Origin of the sequence: Kineococcus auxinigenes (assembly GCF_050871525.1) — a bacterium.
GTDB lineage: Bacteria > Actinomycetota > Actinomycetes > Actinomycetales > Kineococcaceae > Kineococcus.
Window position 1 is genome coordinate 1 of record NZ_JBKBCT010000018.1, and the last position, 18,024, is coordinate 18,024.

Genomic DNA, 18,024 nt, shown 5'->3' on the forward strand with positions numbered 1-18,024 from the left:
GGCGGCACCCCTCGGGGTGCCGCCGCCGTCGTGCGTGGGCCCCGTCACACGCGCCCCCTGGCGCCGGGGTGAGGGCGGAGTGACAGAATCACCGTGAGCAGTTCCCAGCACAGCCGACCTAGGAGCTTTTCGTGGCAGGTGCCGCCGACAAGGAGTACGACGTCGTCATCCTCGGAGGAGGCAGCGGGGGCTACGCGTGCGCGCTGCGCTCGGCCGAGCTCGGGCTGTCCGTGGCCCTGGTGGAGAAGGACCTGCTGGGCGGGACCTGCCTGCACCGCGGCTGCATCCCCACCAAGGCGCTGATCCACGCCGCCGAGGTCGCCGACTCCGCGCGCGAGTCCGAGGCGTTCGGCGTGCGCGCCACCTTCGACTCCATCGACATGGCGGGCGTCAACAAGTACAAGGACGGCGTCATCGGCCGCCTCTACAAGGGCCTGCAGGGCCTGGTGAAGTCCCGCAAGGTCGAGCTCGTGCAGGGCACCGGCCGGCTGGTCGCGAAGAACGCCGTCGAGGTCGACGGCAAGCGCTACACCGGCAAGAACGTCGTCCTGGCCTCCGGCTCGTACTCGCGCTCGCTGCCCGGCCTGGAGGTCGGCGGCAGGGTCATCACCAGCGAGCAGGCGCTCCAGCTGGACTCCGTGCCGAAGTCCGTCGTCGTCCTGGGCGGCGGGGTCATCGGCGTGGAGTTCGCCAGCGTCTGGAAGTCGTTCGGCGCCGACGTCACCATCGTCGAGGCGCTGCCGCACCTGGTCCCGCTGGAGGACGAGGCGGCGAGCAAGGCCCTGGAGCGCGCGTTCCGCAAGCGCGGCATCAAGTTCTCCCTGGGCGTGCGCTTCAAGGGCGCCGAGCAGAACGACTCGGGCGTCGTCGTCAGCCTCGAGGACGGCAAGACCTTCGAGGCGGACCTGCTGCTCGTCGCCGTGGGCCGCGGCCCGAACACCGCCGGCCTCGGGTACGAGGAGCAGGGCGTGAGCATGGACCGCGGGTTCGTCCTGACCGACGAGCGGCTGCGCACCAACGTGGAGGGCGTGCGCGCCGTCGGCGACATCGTCCCCGGCCTCCAGCTGGCGCACCGCGGGTTCCAGCAGGGCATCTTCGTCGCCGAGGACATCGCCGGGCTGAACCCCGCCGTGATCGACGAGACCGGCATCCCGAAGGTGACGTACTCCGAGCCCGAGGTCGCCTCCGTCGGGCTGACCGAGGCCAAGGCCCGGGAGAAGTACGGCGACGTGGACGTCGTGGAGTACAACCTCGGCGGCAACGGCCGCAGCCAGATCATCGGCACCGCCGGTTTCGTCAAGCTGGTGCGGCAGAAGGACGGCCCGGTCGTCGGCGTGCACATGGTCGGTTCGCGCATGGGCGAGCAGGTCGGCGAGGCGCAGCTGATCGTCAACTGGGAGGCCTTCCCCGAGGACGTCGCGAACCTCGTGCACGCCCACCCCACGCAGAACGAGGCCCTCGGCGAGGCCCACCTGGCGCTGGCCGGCAAGCCGCTGCACTCGCACTCCTGAGCACCGGCGGGGCCGCGTCGGCGCGGCCCCGCCGTCCCGCCCGAACCCGTCGGCGTCCCTCCGGGCGCCGGAGCACGTCCGTCCGTGAGGAGAACCGAACAGATGTCGAACTCGGTGCAGATGCCGGCGCTCGGTGAGAGCGTCACCGAGGGCACCGTCACCCGCTGGCTGAAGTCGGTCGGTGACACCGTCGAGGTGGACGAGCCCCTGCTGGAGGTGTCCACCGACAAGGTCGACACCGAGATCCCCTCCCCCGTGGCCGGCACCCTGCTGGAGATCCTCGTCGGCGAGGACGAGACGGTCGAGGTCGGCACCGACCTGGCCCGCGTCGGCGACGCCTCCGAGCAGGGCTCCGCCCCGCAGCAGGACGCCCCCGCCGAGCAGCCGGCCCAGGAGTCCCCGCAGCCGCCGGCCCCGGAGCAGTCGCAGGCGGCGCCCGAGACCCAGCAGGAGCCCTCCCCCGAGCAGCCGCCCGCGGCGGCCGCCGCGCCGTCCTCCGGCGGCGGCGGCACCGCGGTGCAGATGCCGGCGCTCGGTGAGAGCGTCACCGAGGGCACCGTCACCCGCTGGCTGAAGTCGGTCGGTGACACCGTCGAGGTGGACGAGCCCCTGCTGGAGGTGTCCACCGACAAGGTCGACACCGAGATCCCCTCCCCCGTGGCCGGCACCCTGCTGGAGATCCTCGTCGGCGAGGACGAGACGGTCGAGGTCGGCACCGACCTGGCCCGCGTCGGCGACGCCTCCGAGCAGGGCTCCGCCCCGCAGCAGGACGCCCCCGCCGAGCAGCCCGCCCAGGAGCAGCCCGCTCCCGTCAAGGAGCCCCTGCAGACGCAGCCGGACGCGGAGGGCGAGTCGCTGGCCGACGAGGTCACCGAGCGCGAGACCGCGCGGCAGCAGGCCGAGGCGTCCACCCAGCCGGCCAGGAGCACGGGCGAGGGCGCTCCCGAGCCGCGCTCCACGCCGCAGCAGCAGGCTCCGGCGCAGCAGGCCCCGGCCCCGGCCCCGCGGCAGGAGGCCCCCCAGCCGACCGGCGGCGCCACCTACGTGACGCCGCTGGTGCGCAAGCTCGCCAAGGACCTGGGCGTGGACCTGTCCACGGTCACCGGCACCGGGGTGGGCGGGCGCATCCGCAAGCAGGACGTGCAGCAGGCCGCCGACGAGGCGAAGGCCGCGGCCGCGAAGGCCCAGCAGGCCCCGGCGCAGCCCGCGGCCGCGGTGGCGCCGGAGCAGAAGCAGGCCCGGGCCTTCGAGGTCTCCGCCAAGCGCGGCACCACCGAGAAGATGTCCCGGCTGCGCAAGGTCATCGCCCAGCGCATGAAGGAGTCGCTGCAGAACTCCGCGCAGCTGACCACCGTCATCGAGGTCGACGTCACGCGCATCGCCCGGCTGCGCGCCCGGGCGAAGGACTCCTTCGCGGCCACCGAGGGCGCGAAGCTGACGTTCCTGCCGTTCTTCGTCAAGGCGACGGTGGAGGCGCTCAAGCAGCACCCCTCCCTCAACGCCAGCATCGACGGCGACAGCATCGTCTACCACGCCAGCGAGAACATCTCGATGGCCGTGGACACCCCCAAGGGCCTCATCACGCCGGTCATCAAGGACGCGGGCGACCTCAACATCGGCGGCATCGCCCGCAAGGTGGCCGACCTCGCCGCCCGCACCCGCAGCAACAAGATCACCCCCGACGACCTCGCGGGCGGCACGTTCACCATCACCAACACGGGCAGCATCGGGGCCCTGTTCGACACCCCGATCCTCAACGCCCCGCAGGTGGCCATCCTCGGCACCGGCGCGATCGTCAAGCGTCCCGTCGTCCTCACCGACGACGAGGGCCAGGAGACGATCGCGATCCGCTCGATGATGTACCTCGCCCTGTCCTACGACCACCAGATCGTGGACGGCGCGGACGCCGCGCGGTTCCTGCAGACGATCAAGAAGCGCATCGAGGGCGGCGCCTTCGAGGGCGAACTGGGTCTGTGACCCGCCCGGCGGCCACGGCCGCCGGGACCCCGCGCGCACGGCCCCGCTCCCTCCCGGGAGCGGGGCCGTGCGCGTCGTGGGAGGGTCCCAGCGGCAGTCGACGTCGAGGAGAGGACGAGCGGTGCGCGTCGTGGTGAGCGGGGCCAGCGGCCTCATCGGCCGGCCCCTGGTGCGGCACCTGCGCGCGCAGGGGCACGAGGTGCTGACCCTGGTGCGCCGGGCGCCCGGCGGGCCGGGCGAGGTCCGGTGGGACCCCGCCGCCGGGGACCTGGACCCCGCGCAGCTGGGCGGGGTCGACGCGGCGGTGAACCTCTCCGGCGCCGGTGTCGGCGACCACCGCTGGACCGGCCCCTACAAGGACCTCGTGCTGTCCTCGCGGGTGGACTCCACCCGCACGCTGGTGCGGGCGCTGCTGGCGCTGGACACCCCGCCCCGCGTGCTGGTCAACGCCTCGGCCATCGGCGCCTACGGCGACGCCGGCGACGCCGTGCTGACCGAGGACGCCCCGCGGGGCACCGGCTTCCTCGCCGAGGTCGTCGCCCGGTGGGAGGAGGAGACCCGGCCGGCCGCGGAGGCGGGCGTGCGGGTGGCCCTGGCCCGCACCGGACTGGTCGCCGACCCCGCCGGCGGCGCCTTCGAGCAGCTGCTGACGCTGTTCCGGCTCGGGCTGGGCGGCCGCCTGGGCACCGGCCGGCACTGGTGGAGCCTGATCACCACGCCCGACGAGGTCGCCGCCCTGGCCTTCCTGCTGGAGAGCCCGCTGGCCGGGCCGGTGAACCTGGCCTGCCCGCAACCGGCGCGCAACGCCGAGGTGACCCGGGCGCTGGGCCGCGCGCTGCACCGCCCCGCCGTCCTGGCCGTCCCGCCGCCGGCGCTGCGCCTGGTGCTCGGCGAGTTCGCCGGGGAGGTCATGGCCAGCCAGCGGGTGGTCCCGCGCGCCCTGGTGGAGGCCGGGTTCCGCTTCCGCCACCCGGACGCGGCCTCCGTGACCTCCTGGCTGGCCGGCGCCACCGGCTGAGCGGTGCCGCGGCTCACCCCACCTCCTGCACCCGCCACTGCCCTTCCACGCGCACGAGCGTCAGCCGGGAGGTCCGCGGCGCGGAGGCCGGCACGCTGGTGACCTCCGCGCCGGAGCCGAGGACCTCGTGCGCCTGGGTGACCACGTCGGCCACGACGACCATCCGCGCCGGCCCGGTCTGCTCGACCACCACGCCGACGACGTCGAACCCGAGCCCCGACCAGCGCGTCCCCGCGTCCCGCGCCTGCTGGAGCAGGGCGGTGTCGGAGAGCAGCGCCGCCGACCCGGGGGCGTCCACCGCGGCCAGCGCCGCGGTGTCCAGCTCACGCAGCGCGTCGGCGCGCCGGGCCGCCAGCTCGCGCACCACGGCGCCGGGGTCGTCCCCGCTCAGGACGCGCGCGCCGACCTCCCCGGTGCCCTCCTCGCCGGCCGGTGCGGGAGCTGTGACCGGGCCGGCGACGGCCTCGGCCGGTGCGGTGGCAGCGGGGACGGCGGCCTCCACCGCGGGCACGGACGCCGGCGGCACCGGCGCGACGGCCACGGCCGCACCGGCCGCGCCGGCGGCCGGGGTCCCCGGCCGCAGCACGAGCACGGTCCCCAGCGCCGCCGCCACGCACAGCACGGCCCCGGCCCCCAGCAGGAGCCGGCGGTGCGGCCGTCGAGCGGTCCGGGCCGCACGGGTGCTCCGCTCCCGCACCCCGGTGGTGGCGGGCGCCGTCGGGACGGCTCCCCGCACCGGCCTGGTGACCGGTGCGGACGCCGCGGCCGATGGATCGGCGAGGAGACCGGCGGGACGACCCGGCGCGGGAGGGACGGCAGTGCCGGTCCTCGCCACCCCGGGGGCCGGCTCGCCCCCGGCCGCGACGGGCCGCCGCAGGGGGTCACCGTCGCCCCAGGTGCGCGCCGCCACCCGCACGGGGCGCGGCTGGGCGCACCCGGCCGCCGCCTGCGCCAGCTCCCCGGGGGTCGGCCGGCGGGACGGTTTGCGGTGCAGCCCCTCGCGCAGCACACCGAGCAGCTCGGCCGAGGTGCCGGCGGGCAGCTGCGAGCCGGCGCGGCGGGCCGCGCGCCGGCTCGCGCCCGCCCCGCCTGCGCCGGGTGCCTGCCCGGTCAGCGCCCACCAGGCCACGGCGGCCAGGCCGTACACGTCCGCGGCCGCGTCGACGTCCCCGCCGCCCAGGACGGCCGGGTCGGCGAAGCCCGGTGTGCCGAGCACGCTGCCGTGCCGGCGGCCCAGCACCCGCGCCAGGCCCAGGTCCGCCAGCAGCGGTTCCCCGCGGGCGTCGAGCAGGACGTTGCCGGGGGCGAGGTCGCCGTGCACCACGCCGGCGGAGTGCAGCTCCTCCAGCGCGGGGCCCAGCACGGACAGCAGCCCCACCACCTCGGCGGCGCCCAGCCGGCGGCGCTGGTGCAGCACCTGCGCCAGGCTCCCGCCGGGCGCCAGGTCCAGCACCAGGACGGGGCGGCCGGCGTCGTCGCGGGAGATGTCGTGCACCGCCACCACGCGCGGGTGCCGCACCCGGCGCAGCAGGGACAGCTCGTGCAGCAGCCCCTGCGCGCCGTCGGTGCCGTCCGGGTCCGCGCCCTCGTCCACCGGTTGCAGGACCTTCAGCGCGCGCAGCACCCCGTCGGGCCCGGCCCCGGCCCACACGACGGCGGAACCGCCGGCTCCCAGCAGGTGCCGCACGTCGTAGCCGTCGACCCGCGGGGGCAGCCTGCGGGGGTCCTGCCCCAGCGCGGCCAGCGCCGCCCGCCGCGCCTCGCGCACGGCACCCGCGACGCCGGCCCTCGCACCACCGGCCACCTCGTCCACCGGGGCGGCGTGCCGACCGCGACGCACGGCGCGCACCCCCTCGACCGGTTCCCCCGAGGGGGTCAGCAGGGGGTGACCGGGCAGGTCGCCGGGCGGGGCGTCGTCGAGGGGCACGGGGACAGGGAACCGCACGGCGCGGGATGGCCGCGCTCGTCATCCACAGCCTCGATACGCTCGGGGGGTGATCCCCAGCGCCACCTCCCCGGACCGGTCGGACCCCCTGCTCCCGGCGATCCCGTCGGGGAAGGCCTCGCCGTCGCCCTCCGTGCCCTCCCCGCAGCTGCCGCCCACCGCGGACGTCGTCGTCGTGGGTGCCGGCCTGGCGGGCCTGGCGTGCGCGAAGCACCTGAGCGCGGCGGGCGTGGAGGTGGCCGTGGTCGAGGCCTCCGACGGCGTCGGCGGCCGGGTGCGCTCCGACCTCGTCGACGGCTTCCGCGTCGACCGCGGCTTCCAGCTGGTCAACCCGGCCTACCCGGAGCTGCACAACGTCCTGGACGTCGCCGCCCTGGACCTGCAGCCGTTCGACGCGGGGGTCGCGGTGCACCGCGGCGGCCGGGTGTCCACGGTCCGGGACCCGCGCCGGCACCCCGCGGGCGCCCTGGAGGCGCTGCGCTTCCCGTTCGGCGGGGTCAAGGACAAGGCCGCCGTGGCGCGCTGGGTGCTCAAGCTGACCGGCCCGGGCGACCTCAAGAGCCCCGACTCCGGCTGGTGGCGGGCGCTGGACGAGGCGGGCGTGCACGGCGAGCTGCGCTGGTCGGTGATCGAGCCGTTCCTGGCGGGCGTGCTCGGCGAGGTGGACGGCACCACCTCGCGCCGCTTCGTGGACCTGGTGGTGCGCAGCTTCCTGCGCGGTACGCCCGGCCTGCCGGCCGGCGGGGTCCAGGCGCTGCCGGACCAGCTCGCCGCGAGCCTGCCGGCCGGTTCCGTGGTGCTGGGCACCGAGGTGCGCCACCTTGGCCTGGCCCCGCGCTCGCTGGTCGCCGAGACCACCGCCGGCGGCGTGAACGCGCAGGCGATCGTCGTGGCCACCGACGCCGGTGCGGCCGGGCACCTGGTGCCGGGCCTGGACGTGCCGGAGGCGCACGCGCTGACGGCGTTCTGGTACGTCACGCCCTCCTCGCCGGCGCCGGGCTCGCGCGAGAAGCTGCTGCACCTGGACGGCGAGCGCGGCGGGCCGGTGGTCAACACCGCGGTGGTCTCCGCAGTGGCGCCGAGCTACGTGCCCGCCGGCGACCGTCGCGGGCTGGTCAGCGCCCTGGCGCTGGGCCGGGAGGCCTCCGCGCCCAGCGAGGCGCGGGTGCGCGCCCAGCTGGGCCGCGTCTACGGCGCGGACACGGCCGGGTGGGAGCTGATCGCCGTGCACGACCTCCCGCACGCCCTGCCCGCGCTGGCTCCGCCCTTCGACGGCCCGCGGCCGGTGGAGGTCGGCGACGGGATCTTCGTCACCGGTGACCACCGGGAGAACCCCTCGCAGCAGGGTGCGCTGGTGGCGGGCCGCCGGGCCGCCGACGCCGTGCTGAACCGCCTGGGGATGGGGCGACGACGTGCCGGCTGAGCGGCCCACGATCGTCGCCACCTCCGGCGGGTGGGTGCGCCGCGAGCGCGGCGGGGTGGACTGGGCGGGCACGGCGCACGAGGCGGTGCGCCTGGCGCGGGTGCCGGCCTCGCGCCGGCCCCGGCTGACGTACCTGGGCACCGCCGGGGGCGATCAGCGCTCCTGGGCGGCGGAGGTGCACGCGGCCGGCGCCCGCGCCGGGTTCGACACGACGGTGCTGGACCTGTTCCCCATGCCGTCGGTGCAGGACCCGGCGCTGCACCTGCTCGACGCGGACGTGGTGTGGGTGGGCGGCGGGTCGGTCGCGAACCTGCTGTCGGTGTGGCGGGTGCACGGCCTGGACACCGCGTTCCGCGCCGCGTGGGAGGCGGGCGTGGTGCTGGGCGGGGTGAGCGCCGGGTCGATCTGCTGGTTCACCGGCGGCACGACCGACTCCTTCGGCCCCGAGCTGCGCGCGGTGACGAACGGCCTGGGCCTGCTGCCGTACGGCAACGGGGTGCACTACGACTCCGAGGCGCGCCGGCGGCCGCTGGTGCACGCCCTGGTGGGCGAGGGCACCCTCGGCGAGACCCACTGCACCGACGACGGGGTGGGCCTGGTGTACGCGGGCACCGAACTGGTCGAGGCGGTCGCCGAGGTCGACGGGAAGGGCGCGTACGTGGTGCGCCGCGAGGCCGGCGGCGAGGTCGTCGAGACCCGGCTGCAGCCGCGCCGGCTGCCCTCCTGAGCGCACCGGCGCGGACGTACGCTGCGCGGGTGGCGACGACGGCGGAGCGCACGACGGGCGGCGCGGCAGGGGGTGCGGGTGCCCCGGCGGTGCGGCGGGTGCGCCTGGGCGAGGGCCTGGTGGACTACCGCGAGGCGTGGGAGCTGCAGCGCGCCCTGCACGCCGAGGTGGCCGCCGGAGAGCGCGGCGACACGGTGCTGCTGCTGGAGCACGAGCCCGTGTACACCGCCGGCAAGCGGACGAACTCGTGGGAGCGCCCGGCGGACGGCACCCCCGTGGTGGACGTGGACCGCGGGGGCCGCATCACGTGGCACGGACCGGGGCAGCTGGTGGGCTACCCGCTGGTGCGGCTGCGCTCGCCGATGGACGTGGTGGGGTACGTGCGCCGCGTGGAGCGGCTGCTGATCGACGTGGCGGCGCGCTTCGGCGTGGCGGCGTTCACGGTGCCCGGGCGCACCGGCGTGTGGGTGGCCACGGACTCCCCCGCGGTGCCCGGCGGGCGGTGCGAGGCGAAGGTCGCGGCGATCGGGGTGCGGGTGGCGCGCGGGGTGACGATGCACGGCTTCGCGCTGAACTGCGACACCGACCTGACCGGGTTCACCACGATCGTGCCGTGCGGGCTGACGGACTCCGGGGTCGCCGGCCTGTCGTCGGCCTCGGGGCGGCGGGTGGGCGTGCTGGAGGCCGCCGCCGTCGTGGAGGAGCTGCTGCCGGCGGCGGGGCTGGCGGGCTGAGGAGCGCCGCACCGCCGCCGGCACCGGCTCACAGCTGCGGGCGGACCTCCTGGGCGACCAGGTCCAGGTGCTCCAGGTCGGACAGGTCCATGACCTGCAGGTAGAAGCGGGTGATGCCCACCTCGGCGTAGCGGCCGATGGTCTCCACGACCTCGGCGGGGGTGCCGGCCAGGCCGTGCTCGCGCAGCTCGGCGGGTTCGCGGCCGATGGCCTCGGCCCGGCGCACGACCTCGGCCTCGTCGCGGCCGCAGCACAGCACCAGCGCGGCGGAGAAGGTGATCTCGCCGGCGTCGCGCCCGCGGGCCTCGCAGGCCTCGCGCACGCGCTGCACGGCGGCGCGGGTGTCGTCCAGCTCGGCGAAGGGCAGGTTGAACTCGTCGGCGTGCTGCGCGGCCAGGGCGGGGGTGCGCCGCTTGCCGCCGCCGCCGACGATGAGGGGGATCTTCGCCTGGGCGGGCTTGGGCAGCGCGGGCGAGCCCTCGATGCGGTAGTGCTCGCCGGTGAAGTCGAACGTCTCGCCCACCGGGGTGCTCCACAGGCCGGTGATGATCTGCAGCTGCTCGGCGAAGCGGTCGAAGCGCTCCTTCAGCGGCGGGAACGGGATGCCGTAGGCGGCGTGCTCCTGCTCGTACCAGCCGGTGCCCAGGCCGAACTCGACGCGCCCGCCGGACATCTCGTCGACCTGGGCGACCTGGATCGCCAGCACACCGGGGTGCCGGAAGGTCGCGGAGGTCACCAGGGTGCCCAGGCGCACGCGGGAGGTGTCGCGGGCGAGCGCGGCCAGGGTGGTCCAGGCGTCGGTGGGGCCGGGCAGGCCGTCGCCGCCCATCGTCAGGTAGTGGTCGGAGCGGAAGAAGGCGTCGTAGCCGGCTTCCTCGGAGGCGACGGCGACGCGACGCAGCGTCTCGTAGCTGGCGCCTTGCTGGGGTTCGGTGAAGATGCGCAGGTCCACGCGACCGATCCTGCCCGGCGCGGCGCGGGTGCGCTCTGGCAGGGTCGTCCCCGTGACGACCGCCCCGGCTCCCGCGCACCCCGTGCTGCCCACCACCGCCCGCTCGTTGGAGCACCTGCTGGCCGCGGCGCAGGCCGAGCACCGGCTGCCCTCGGTGGTGGCCGGGATCGTGCGCGGCGGGCGGCTGGTGTGGACGGGGGCGGCCGGCACCGCCGTGAGCGACGCGGCCGGGGAGCACGCGCCGACCCTGGACACGCAGTACCGCATCGGCTCGATCACCAAGACGTTCGTGGCCGCCGGCGTGCTGCGCTGCGTGGAGGACGGCCTGGCGGGTCTGGACGACCCGCTGGGTGCCCACCTGCCGGAGCTGGGCACCGGCGGGGTCGGGGCGCTGACGGTGGGGCAGCTGCTGGGGCAGGCCTCGGGCCTGCAGGCGGAGACGGACGGGCCGTGGTGGGAGCGCACCCCCGGCGGGGACTGGCGCCAGCTGCTGCCGCTGCTGGGCCCGGAGGCGCTGCGGCACCGCGCCGGGGTGCGCTTCCACTACTCCAACGTGGGCTACGGGGTGCTGGGCGAGCTGCTGGGCCGGGTGCGCGGCGCGGCGTGGGACGAGGTGGTCGCCGAGCAGTTCCTGCGCCCGCTGGGCATGGACCGCACGAGCACCCGACCGCTGGCGCCCGCCGCGCAGGGGTTCGCGGTGCACCCGTGGGCGGACGCGGTGCTGCCCGAGCCGGAGCACGACGCCGGGGCGATGGCCCCGGCCGGGCAGCTGTGGTCCACGGTGCCGGACCTGGCCCGCTGGGCGGGCGCGGTCGCGGACGGGGCCGGCGTGCTGCGCCGCGGGACGGTCGAGGCGATGCGGCAGCCGCAGGTCGTCGACGACGCGCGCGGGGCGGCGTGGGGCGCCGGGTACGGCCTGGGCCTGCAGCTGTGGAACGCCGACGGCCGGCGCTTCGCGGGGCACTCCGGGTCCATGCCGGGGTTCGTGGCGATGCTGCGGGTGGACGTGGAGACCTCCGACGCCGTGCTGGCGCTGACGAACTCCACGACGGGCTTCGGCGACCTGCCGGTGCGGCTGCTGGCGGCGTTCACGCAGGCCGAGCCCGCGACCCCGCGGCCGTGGCGGCCGCGGGCGGTGGACGCCGACGTGCTGGAGCTGGTCGGTCCCTGGTACTGGGGCCCGGCGCCGCTGCTGCTGCGCGCGGGGCCCGGCGGCACGCTCGAGCTGAGCGGGATGACGGGGCGGGCGCGCGCCTCGCGCTTCGAGCGGGACGCCGCGACCGGCGCCTGGCGCGGCCTGGACGACTACTACGCCGGTGAGGTGCTGCGGCCGGTGCGCGGCGCCGACGGCGCGGTGAGCCACCTGGACCTGGCGAGCTTCCGCCTGACCCGCACCCCCTACGACCCGGACGCCGACGTGCCCGGCGGCGTGGACCGCGCCGGCTGGCGCCCCTGACGCGAGACCCCCGACCCGACCGGCCCGACGTGACGGACGTCGCCCGCCGCCCCCGCGGCGGCGGCGCCGGACGGACGTAGGCTGGGCGCGTGACGATCGCACCCGAGGGACGGCGCATGCTGCGCGTCGAGGCGCGCAACGCCGAGACGCCGATCGAGCGCAAGCCGTCCTGGATCCGCACCAGGGCCCGCACCGGACCGGAGTACACCGAGCTCAAGGGCCTGGTGAAGTCCGGCGGCCTGCACACGGTGTGCGAGGAGGCGGGCTGCCCCAACATCTACGAGTGCTGGGAGGACCGCGAGGCGACGTTCCTCATCGGCGGTTCGGAGTGCACGCGGCGCTGCGACTTCTGCCAGATCGACACCGGCAAGCCCTCGCCGCTGGACCGGGACGAGCCGCGCCGGGTGGCGGAGAGCATCCGCACGATGGGCCTGCGCTACGCCACGATCACGGGTGTCGCCCGCGACGACCTCGACGACGGCGGCGCCTGGCTGTACGCCGAGACGATCCGCCAGACCCACGCCCTCAACGGCGGCGAGGACGGGCACGGCACGGGCGTGGAGATCCTCGTGCCGGACTTCAACGGCCACCCCGAGCTGCTGCAGCAGGTGTTCGACGCCGCTCCGGAGGTGTTCGCCCACAACGTCGAGACGGTGCCGCGCATCTTCAAGCGCATCCGGCCGGCGTTCCGCTACGAGCGTTCGCTGGACGTCATCACGCAGGGCCGCGACGCGGGCCTGGTGACGAAGTCCAACCTCATCCTCGGCATGGGCGAGACCGACGAGGAGGTCGTGGAGGCGCTGGCCGACCTGCGCGGCGCGGGCTGCGACATCATCACGATCACCCAGTACCTGCGCCCCAGCCCGCGCCACCACCCGGTGGAGCGCTGGGTGAAGCCGGAGCGGTTCGTGGAGTTCTCCGCCGAGGCGGAGCGCCTGGGCTTCGCCGGGGTGATGGCCGGGCCGCTGGTGCGTTCCTCCTACCGGGCGGGACGGCTGTGGGCGCAGGCGATGCGACGGCGCGGCGTGCCGATCCCGGGGCACCTGGCGCACCTGGACCGCGAGGTGCCGGCGGCGCAGGAGGCGGCCAGCCTGCTGGCCCGCTGACCCCCTCCCCCACCGCCCGGCGCGTGCGCGGGGCGGTGGGGGGCCCTGCCCGCGAGCCGTATCCTTGGCCGCATGGCACGACGTGAGACGCCCGCGGGCGCGACCCCGGCACCGAAGCCGAAGAAGCAGCGGTGGAAGCGGCTCCGTCAGCTGAAGCAGGTCTACGACATGACGGTGCGGGCCGACCCCGCGACCAAGTGGTGGATGCTGCTGGCCGTCGGCGGGCCGATCCTCCTGGGCGTCGTGATCGGCCTGCTCACCGACCACTGGATCTACTTCCCCCTGCTCGGGATCATGGTCGGCGTCCTGGCCGGCATGTTCCTGCTGGGCCGCCGCGCCGAGCGCGCCGCCTACGTGAGCCTGGAGGGCCAGAAGGGCGCCGCGGGGGCCGCGCTGAGCTCCATCCGGCGCGGCTGGACCGTGGACCAGGAACCGGTGGCCGTGGAGGCCCGCAACCAGGACATGGTGTTCCGCGCCGTCGGCCGCGCCGGGATCGTGCTGGTGGGCGACGGCCCGCCCACCCGCGTGCGCAAGCTGCTGGAGGGCGAGCGGCGCAAGGTGGCCCGCGTGGCGCCCAACGTCCCGGTGCACCTCTTCACCGTGGGGGACGGCGGCGGGGAGGGCGAGGTCCCGCTGCGCAAGCTGGCCTCGCGCGTGCAGCGCCTGAAGCCGACGCTGACCAAGCAGGAGGTCGCGGCGGTCAGCAAGCGGCTGCGCGCCCTGGGCGGCGTGCGCGCCCCCGTGCCGCAGGGCGTGGACCCGCTGCGCGCCCGGCCCGACCGACGGGCCATGCGCGGGCGCTGAGCCCGCACCCCGAGCGCACCCCCGGGCCGCCGGTCACCGTCGCACGACGACGGTGCCGGCGGCCTTGTCGTGCAGGCCGCGCCGGTCGGCGTCCCAGACCACCGCGGGGATCACCAGCGCCAGGAGCACCGCGCGCGCCGCCCCGCGGGCGAGACCGACGGGCACCGGGGCGTCGGTGCGGCGCACCACCGTGCCGGCGAGGGCGTGGCCGATGGTCGTGCCGATCGTCGACACCAGCAGCCAGTGCATGACGACGAGGACCACCAGGGGCGCGAAGTCGCGCCCCAGGGCGTCGGCGAGGAAGGCGCGGCCGATGAGGGTGGCCACCACCCAGTCCACGGCCAGCCCGGCCGCGCGCCGGCCCCAGCCGGGCACGGAGCCGCGGCCGGTGGCGGGCAGGCCGAGCCGCGCGCCGGGCACCTGCTGCCCGCCGCCGTCGCGTCGCGGGTCGTGCGCTGCGGTGCGGGGCCGGCTCTCGCTCACCTCGTCAGCCTAAGCGCCGCACCGGCTCCTGCCGGGCGCGGTCGGGCACGCACCGGCCGCCGGGAGGGGGGACCACCCCTGTCGCCCCCGCGACCACCTCGGTAACGTGGCTGAAACACCGGCGCAACGGGGGCGAAACGACGCCCCCCTAGCGTCGGCGCGTCCACGGCGGCTCGAGCGCCGAGCCGGTCCCGCGCATGGAGGTTGGATGTTCAGCAACTCCGAAGAGGTCCTGAAGTACATCAAGGATGAGGACGTCAAGTTCGTCGACATCCGCTTCTGCGACCTGCCGGGTGTCATGCAGCACTTCAACGTGCCGGCCGCATCGGTGGACGCGGACGCCCTGACCGAGGGGCAGATGTTCGACGGCTCCTCGATCCGCGGCTTCCAGGCCATCCACGAGTCGGACATGAAGCTGATCGCGGACCCGACCTCCGCCTTCATCGACCCGTTCCGGGCCGAGAAGACCCTGGTGATCAACCACTCGATCGTCGACCCGTTCACCGACGAGCCCTACAGCCGCGACCCGCGCAACATCGCGGCCAAGGCCGAGGCGCACCTGAAGTCGACCGGCATCGCCGACACCGTCTTCTTCGGCGCCGAGGCCGAGTTCTACATCTTCGACGACGTCCGGTTCGAGACGAACCAGCGCGAGTCGTACTACCACATCGACTCCGTCGAGGCGGCGTGGAACACCGGCCGCTCCGAGGAGGGCGGCAACCGCGGGTACAAGACCCGCTACAAGGGCGGCTACTTCCCCGTCCCGCCGGTGGACCACTTCGCCGACCTGCGCGACGAGATGTGCGTGGAGCTGGAGAAGGCCGGCCTGTCCGTGGAGCGCTCGCACCACGAGGTCGGCACCGCCGGCCAGGCCGAGATCAACTACCGGTTCGACACGCTGAAGAACGCGGCGGACCAGGTGCTGCTCTTCAAGTACATCATCAAGAACGTCGCGTGGCGCAACGGCCGCACGGTCACCTTCATGCCCAAGCCCCTCTTCGGCGACAACGGCTCGGGCATGCACTGCCACCAGTCGCTGTGGAAGGACGGCGAGCCGCTCTTCTACGACGAGAAGGGCTACGGCGGCCTGTCGGACCTGGCGCGCTGGTACATCGGCGGCCTGCTGCACCACGCGCCGTCGCTGCTGGCGTTCACCAACCCGACGGTGAACTCGTACCACCGCCTGGTGCCGGGCTTCGAGGCACCGGTGAACCTGGTCTACTCGGCGCGCAACCGCTCCGCCTGCATCCGCATCCCGATCACGGGCAACTCCCCCAAGGCCAAGCGCCTGGAGTTCCGCGTGCCGGACCCGTCGGCGAACCCGTACCTGGCGTTCTCCGCGCAGCTGATGGCCGGTCTGGACGGCATCAAGAACCGCATCGAGCCGGCCGCCCCGGTCGACAAGGACCTGTACGAGCTCCCGCCGGAGGAGCACGCCAACATCAAGACGGTGCCGTACTCGCTGCCGGACGTCCTCGACAAGCTCGAGGAGGACCACGAGTACCTCCTCGACGGCGGTGTGTTCACCTCCGACCTGATCGAGACGTGGATCGACTACAAGCGGACCAACGAGGTCGACCCGATCCGGCTGCGCCCGCACCCGCACGAGTTCGAGATGTACTTCGACATCTGAGCCGAGCGGCCGGATCGTTCCCGGGGGCCCGGCACCTGCACCGCAGGTGCCGGGCCTCCGGCGTTCCCGGGCTCGCGCAGCCCCCTCCCCTGCCCTACTGTCAGCCCCGTGGAACGCGTCGTCGTCATCGCCGACGTCGACGAGACCCGCGTGCTGCTCTCGGGTGAGGTGGACGCCACCCTGGGTGCCGAGCTGGCCACGGCCTGCTCGGCGGTGCTGGCGCGGGAGAAGCCGATCGTGGTGGACGTGCGCGAGGTCACCTTCATGGACTCCACCGGTGTGGGTTTCCTGGCCCGGCTGGCCTCTCGGGCCGCGCGGCCACCGGTGGCACTGCTGAGCCCGCCGCCCGTGGTGCGCTTCCTCATCACCAAGACGCGCATCGGCTCGCTGCTGGACGTGCGCGAGGACGAGCAGGACGTCCCCGGCTGATCCGCCCGGGGGCCTGGTGCACCGCTCCCGCGGCGAGCAGAGTGGGCCCCGTGAGCGACGATCAGACCCCGGCGCGCGACGCGGCCGGCACCTCCGACTGGTTCCTGCCCTCCCCCGACGCCGTGGCCTGCGCCCTGGCGGGCCTGGCCCGCGAGCGCGGTGCGAGCGTGCGGGTCTGCCTGGAACCGGCCCACGTGCTGGCGACCTCCCCCGACCCGCGACGCCGGGTGGCGCTGGTCTCCGGGGGCGGTTCCGGCCACGAGCCGCTGCACAGCGGGTTCGTGGGTCGCGGCGGCCTGGACGCCGCCGTGCCCGGTCAGGTGTTCGCGTCCCCGCACAACCGGCAGGTGCACGCCGCCGCCCGGGCCGCGGCGAAGCCGGGCGGGGTGCTGCTGGTGGTGAAGAACTACACCGGGGACGTCATCAACTTCGGCATCGCCGCGGAGCGGTTGCGCGCGGAGGGGACCGCGGTGGAGACGGTGCTGGTCGACGACGACCTGGCCACCGAGGTGGAGGGCTCCGCCACGGGCCGTCGGGGCACCGGCGCGACGGTCCTGGTGGAGAAGGTGCTGGGCGCGGCCGCGGACACCGGCGCCTCGCTGGACGAGCTGGCCGACCTGGGCCGGCGCGTGGTGGCCGCCTCCCGCAGCCTGGCGGTGGCCACCCGAGCGCACACCGTGCCCGGCGGGCGGGGGCCGGCGTTCGAGCTGGGCGGGGACGAGCTGGAGCACGGCGTGGGCATCCACGGCGAGCGGGCCGTCAGCACGGTGCAGCGCCGGCCCGCGGCCGAGGTGGTGGACCGGGTGGTGGCTCAGCTGCTGGAGCACGTGCCGGTGGGTGAGCAGGGGTGCGCCGTGCTGGTCAACGGCCTGGGCGCGGCGACCGGTCTGGAGCTGCACGCGGTGCTGGACCGGGTCGTGCGGGACCTCGCCGGGCGGGGCGTGCCGGTGGCCGCCGCCTTCGCCGGCACCTACGTGGCCGCGCTGGACATGCGCGGCTTCTCGGTGACCCTGACCGCCCTGGAGCCCGGCTGGCTGGAGCTGCTGCGCGCCCCGACGGCCACGGCCCTGCCGGTCGCCGAGCCGGTCGGTGAGGCGGTGGGTGCTCCGCACGACGGCACCGACGGGTCCGACGACGCCGGCACGACGGGCAACTCCTTCGTCACCGGCCTGCAGGCCCTGGTGGAGCGTCTGCACGGGGCGCTGACCCGGCTGGACCGGGTGGGCGGCGACGGCGACTTCGGCGACAACCTCGCCTCCGGGGTGCGCGCCGCCGCGCGCCGGGGCCCCGCCGACGGCGTGGTGGCGGGCCTGCGGGCCGCGGAGTCCGCGTTCCTGGACGACGTGGGCGGTTCCAGCGGCCCGCTGTTCGGCCTGGTCCTGCAGCAGGTGCGCGGCGCGTTCGAGGCCGGCGAGCCGGGTGCGGACGCGCTGCGCCGCGGGCTGGGCGAGGCTGCGGGTGCGGTGACCCGCGTCGGCGGCGCGCAGGCCGGGGACCGCACGATGCTGGACGCGCTGGTGGCGGGCGCGCAGGCGCCGGGGGCGCTGGCCGACGTGGTGCGCGCCGCGGCCGACGGCGCGGACGCCACCGCGGCCATGACGCCGCGCCGGGGCCGGGCCAGCTACGTCGGTGAGCGTGCGATCGGCACGCCGGACGCCGGTGCGGTCGGCGTGGCGCTGGTGCTGGCGGCGCTCGCTGACGCCGTGGAGCCGGCGGGCGACCTGGCCGGTGAGCTCGCGGGGCGCTGGGGCTGAGGGTCGCGCCCGGGCGGTGCCCCGCACGGGTGCCGCCCGGCCCGGCGGCTAGGTTGACGGCGACGCGAGCGG

Annotated in this window: 15 protein-coding genes; 12 read left to right on the plus strand and 3 right to left on the minus strand. The window is 75.8% G+C overall.

From position 1 onward, the window contains the following. Positions 1–131: 131 nt before the first annotated feature. From lpdA to ACRYR9_RS07520, 3 genes are all read left to right on the plus strand, one after another. Positions 132–1,511 (plus strand): dihydrolipoyl dehydrogenase, encoded by a 1,380-nt coding sequence (lpdA, locus tag ACRYR9_RS07510; RefSeq protein ID WP_432491334.1) that lies wholly within the window; start codon positions 132–134, stop codon positions 1,509–1,511. Between the two features lie 102 nt (positions 1,512–1,613). Next, entirely contained in the window at positions 1,614–3,488 is a 1,875-nt protein-coding gene (sucB, locus tag ACRYR9_RS07515) for a 2-oxoglutarate dehydrogenase, E2 component, dihydrolipoamide succinyltransferase (RefSeq protein ID WP_432491336.1), read from the plus strand. A 121-nt stretch (positions 3,489–3,609) separates the two neighbouring features. After that, positions 3,610–4,506 carry a TIGR01777 family oxidoreductase gene (locus tag ACRYR9_RS07520; protein WP_432491338.1) on the plus strand — a complete coding sequence of 299 codons (897 nt, stop codon included), beginning with the start codon at positions 3,610–3,612 and terminating at the stop codon, positions 4,504–4,506. Positions 4,507–4,519: 13 nt separating this feature from the next. On the opposite strand, the gene ACRYR9_RS07525 is transcribed toward ACRYR9_RS07520, so the two are convergent. Next, positions 4,520–6,433, minus strand: coding sequence for a serine/threonine-protein kinase (locus ACRYR9_RS07525; protein WP_432491340.1), 1,914 nt, complete (start codon positions 6,431–6,433; stop codon positions 4,520–4,522). Positions 6,434–6,500: 67 nt separating this feature from the next. Here ACRYR9_RS07525 and ACRYR9_RS07530 point away from each other — a divergent pair, with 67 nt between their 5' ends. From ACRYR9_RS07530 to lipB, 3 genes are all read left to right on the plus strand, one after another. Further along, on the plus strand, positions 6,501–7,874 hold the full coding sequence (locus tag ACRYR9_RS07530) for an NAD(P)/FAD-dependent oxidoreductase (RefSeq protein ID WP_432491342.1): 1,374 nt from the start codon (positions 6,501–6,503) through the stop codon (positions 7,872–7,874). Continuing rightward, positions 7,864–8,601, plus strand: a complete 738-nt coding sequence (locus tag ACRYR9_RS07535) for a Type 1 glutamine amidotransferase-like domain-containing protein (protein WP_432491344.1) — start codon at positions 7,864–7,866, stop codon at positions 8,599–8,601. The genes ACRYR9_RS07530 and ACRYR9_RS07535 overlap by 11 nt, the downstream gene beginning before the upstream one ends. Before the next feature lie 89 nt (positions 8,602–8,690). Next, entirely contained in the window at positions 8,691–9,335 is a 645-nt protein-coding gene (lipB, locus tag ACRYR9_RS07540) for a lipoyl(octanoyl) transferase LipB (protein WP_432491447.1), read from the plus strand. Positions 9,336–9,363: 28 nt separating this feature from the next. Here the strand turns inward: lipB and ACRYR9_RS07545 are convergent, their stop codons facing one another. Next, on the minus strand, positions 9,364–10,287 hold the full coding sequence (locus ACRYR9_RS07545; protein WP_432491346.1) for an LLM class F420-dependent oxidoreductase: 924 nt from the start codon (positions 10,285–10,287) through the stop codon (positions 9,364–9,366). A 52-nt stretch (positions 10,288–10,339) separates the two neighbouring features. Here ACRYR9_RS07545 and ACRYR9_RS07550 point away from each other — a divergent pair, with 52 nt between their 5' ends. From ACRYR9_RS07550 to ACRYR9_RS07560, 3 genes are all read left to right on the plus strand, one after another. Next, positions 10,340–11,743 (plus strand): serine hydrolase domain-containing protein, encoded by a 1,404-nt coding sequence (locus ACRYR9_RS07550; RefSeq protein ID WP_432491348.1) that lies wholly within the window; start codon positions 10,340–10,342, stop codon positions 11,741–11,743. Positions 11,744–11,832: 89 nt separating this feature from the next. After that, entirely contained in the window at positions 11,833–12,849 is a 1,017-nt protein-coding gene (lipA, locus tag ACRYR9_RS07555) for a lipoyl synthase (RefSeq protein ID WP_432491350.1), read from the plus strand. A gap of 72 nt (positions 12,850–12,921) precedes the next feature. Beyond that, positions 12,922–13,653 (plus strand): DUF4191 domain-containing protein, encoded by a 732-nt coding sequence (locus tag ACRYR9_RS07560; RefSeq protein WP_432491352.1) that lies wholly within the window; start codon positions 12,922–12,924, stop codon positions 13,651–13,653. 33 nt (positions 13,654–13,686) lie between these two features. Here ACRYR9_RS07560 and ACRYR9_RS07565 read toward each other — a convergent pair whose 3' ends face one another. Further along, positions 13,687–14,136, minus strand: a complete 450-nt coding sequence (locus tag ACRYR9_RS07565) for an RDD family protein (protein ID WP_432491354.1) — start codon at positions 14,134–14,136, stop codon at positions 13,687–13,689. 208 nt (positions 14,137–14,344) lie between these two features. Here ACRYR9_RS07565 and glnA point away from each other — a divergent pair, with 208 nt between their 5' ends. The 3 genes from glnA to ACRYR9_RS07580 all read left to right on the plus strand — a co-directional run bounded on the left by glnA (position 14,345) and on the right by ACRYR9_RS07580 (position 17,952). Continuing rightward, positions 14,345–15,769 (plus strand): type I glutamate--ammonia ligase, encoded by a 1,425-nt coding sequence (glnA, locus tag ACRYR9_RS07570; protein ID WP_432491356.1) that lies wholly within the window; start codon positions 14,345–14,347, stop codon positions 15,767–15,769. Positions 15,770–15,877: 108 nt separating this feature from the next. Further along, positions 15,878–16,198, plus strand: coding sequence for an STAS domain-containing protein (locus ACRYR9_RS07575; RefSeq protein WP_432491358.1), 321 nt, complete (start codon positions 15,878–15,880; stop codon positions 16,196–16,198). 50 nt (positions 16,199–16,248) lie between these two features. Beyond that, the gene (locus tag ACRYR9_RS07580; protein ID WP_432491360.1) at positions 16,249–17,952 is read left to right on the plus strand and encodes a dihydroxyacetone kinase subunit DhaK; all 1,704 of its coding nucleotides are present in this window, start codon (positions 16,249–16,251) and stop codon (positions 17,950–17,952) included. Positions 17,953–18,024: the final 72 nt, after the last annotated feature.

Bases quoted from the DNA above. Each gene is read 5' to 3' on its own strand.
- sucB (WP_432491336.1), top strand. From the start codon at position 1,614: ATGTCGAACTCGGTGCAGATGCCGGCGCTCGGTGAGAGCGTCACCGAG.
- ACRYR9_RS07560 (WP_432491352.1), top strand. From the start codon at position 12,922: ATGGCACGACGTGAGACGCCCGCGGGCGCGACCCCGGCACCGAAGCCG.
- glnA (WP_432491356.1), top strand. From the start codon at position 14,345: ATGTTCAGCAACTCCGAAGAGGTCCTGAAGTACATCAAGGATGAGGAC.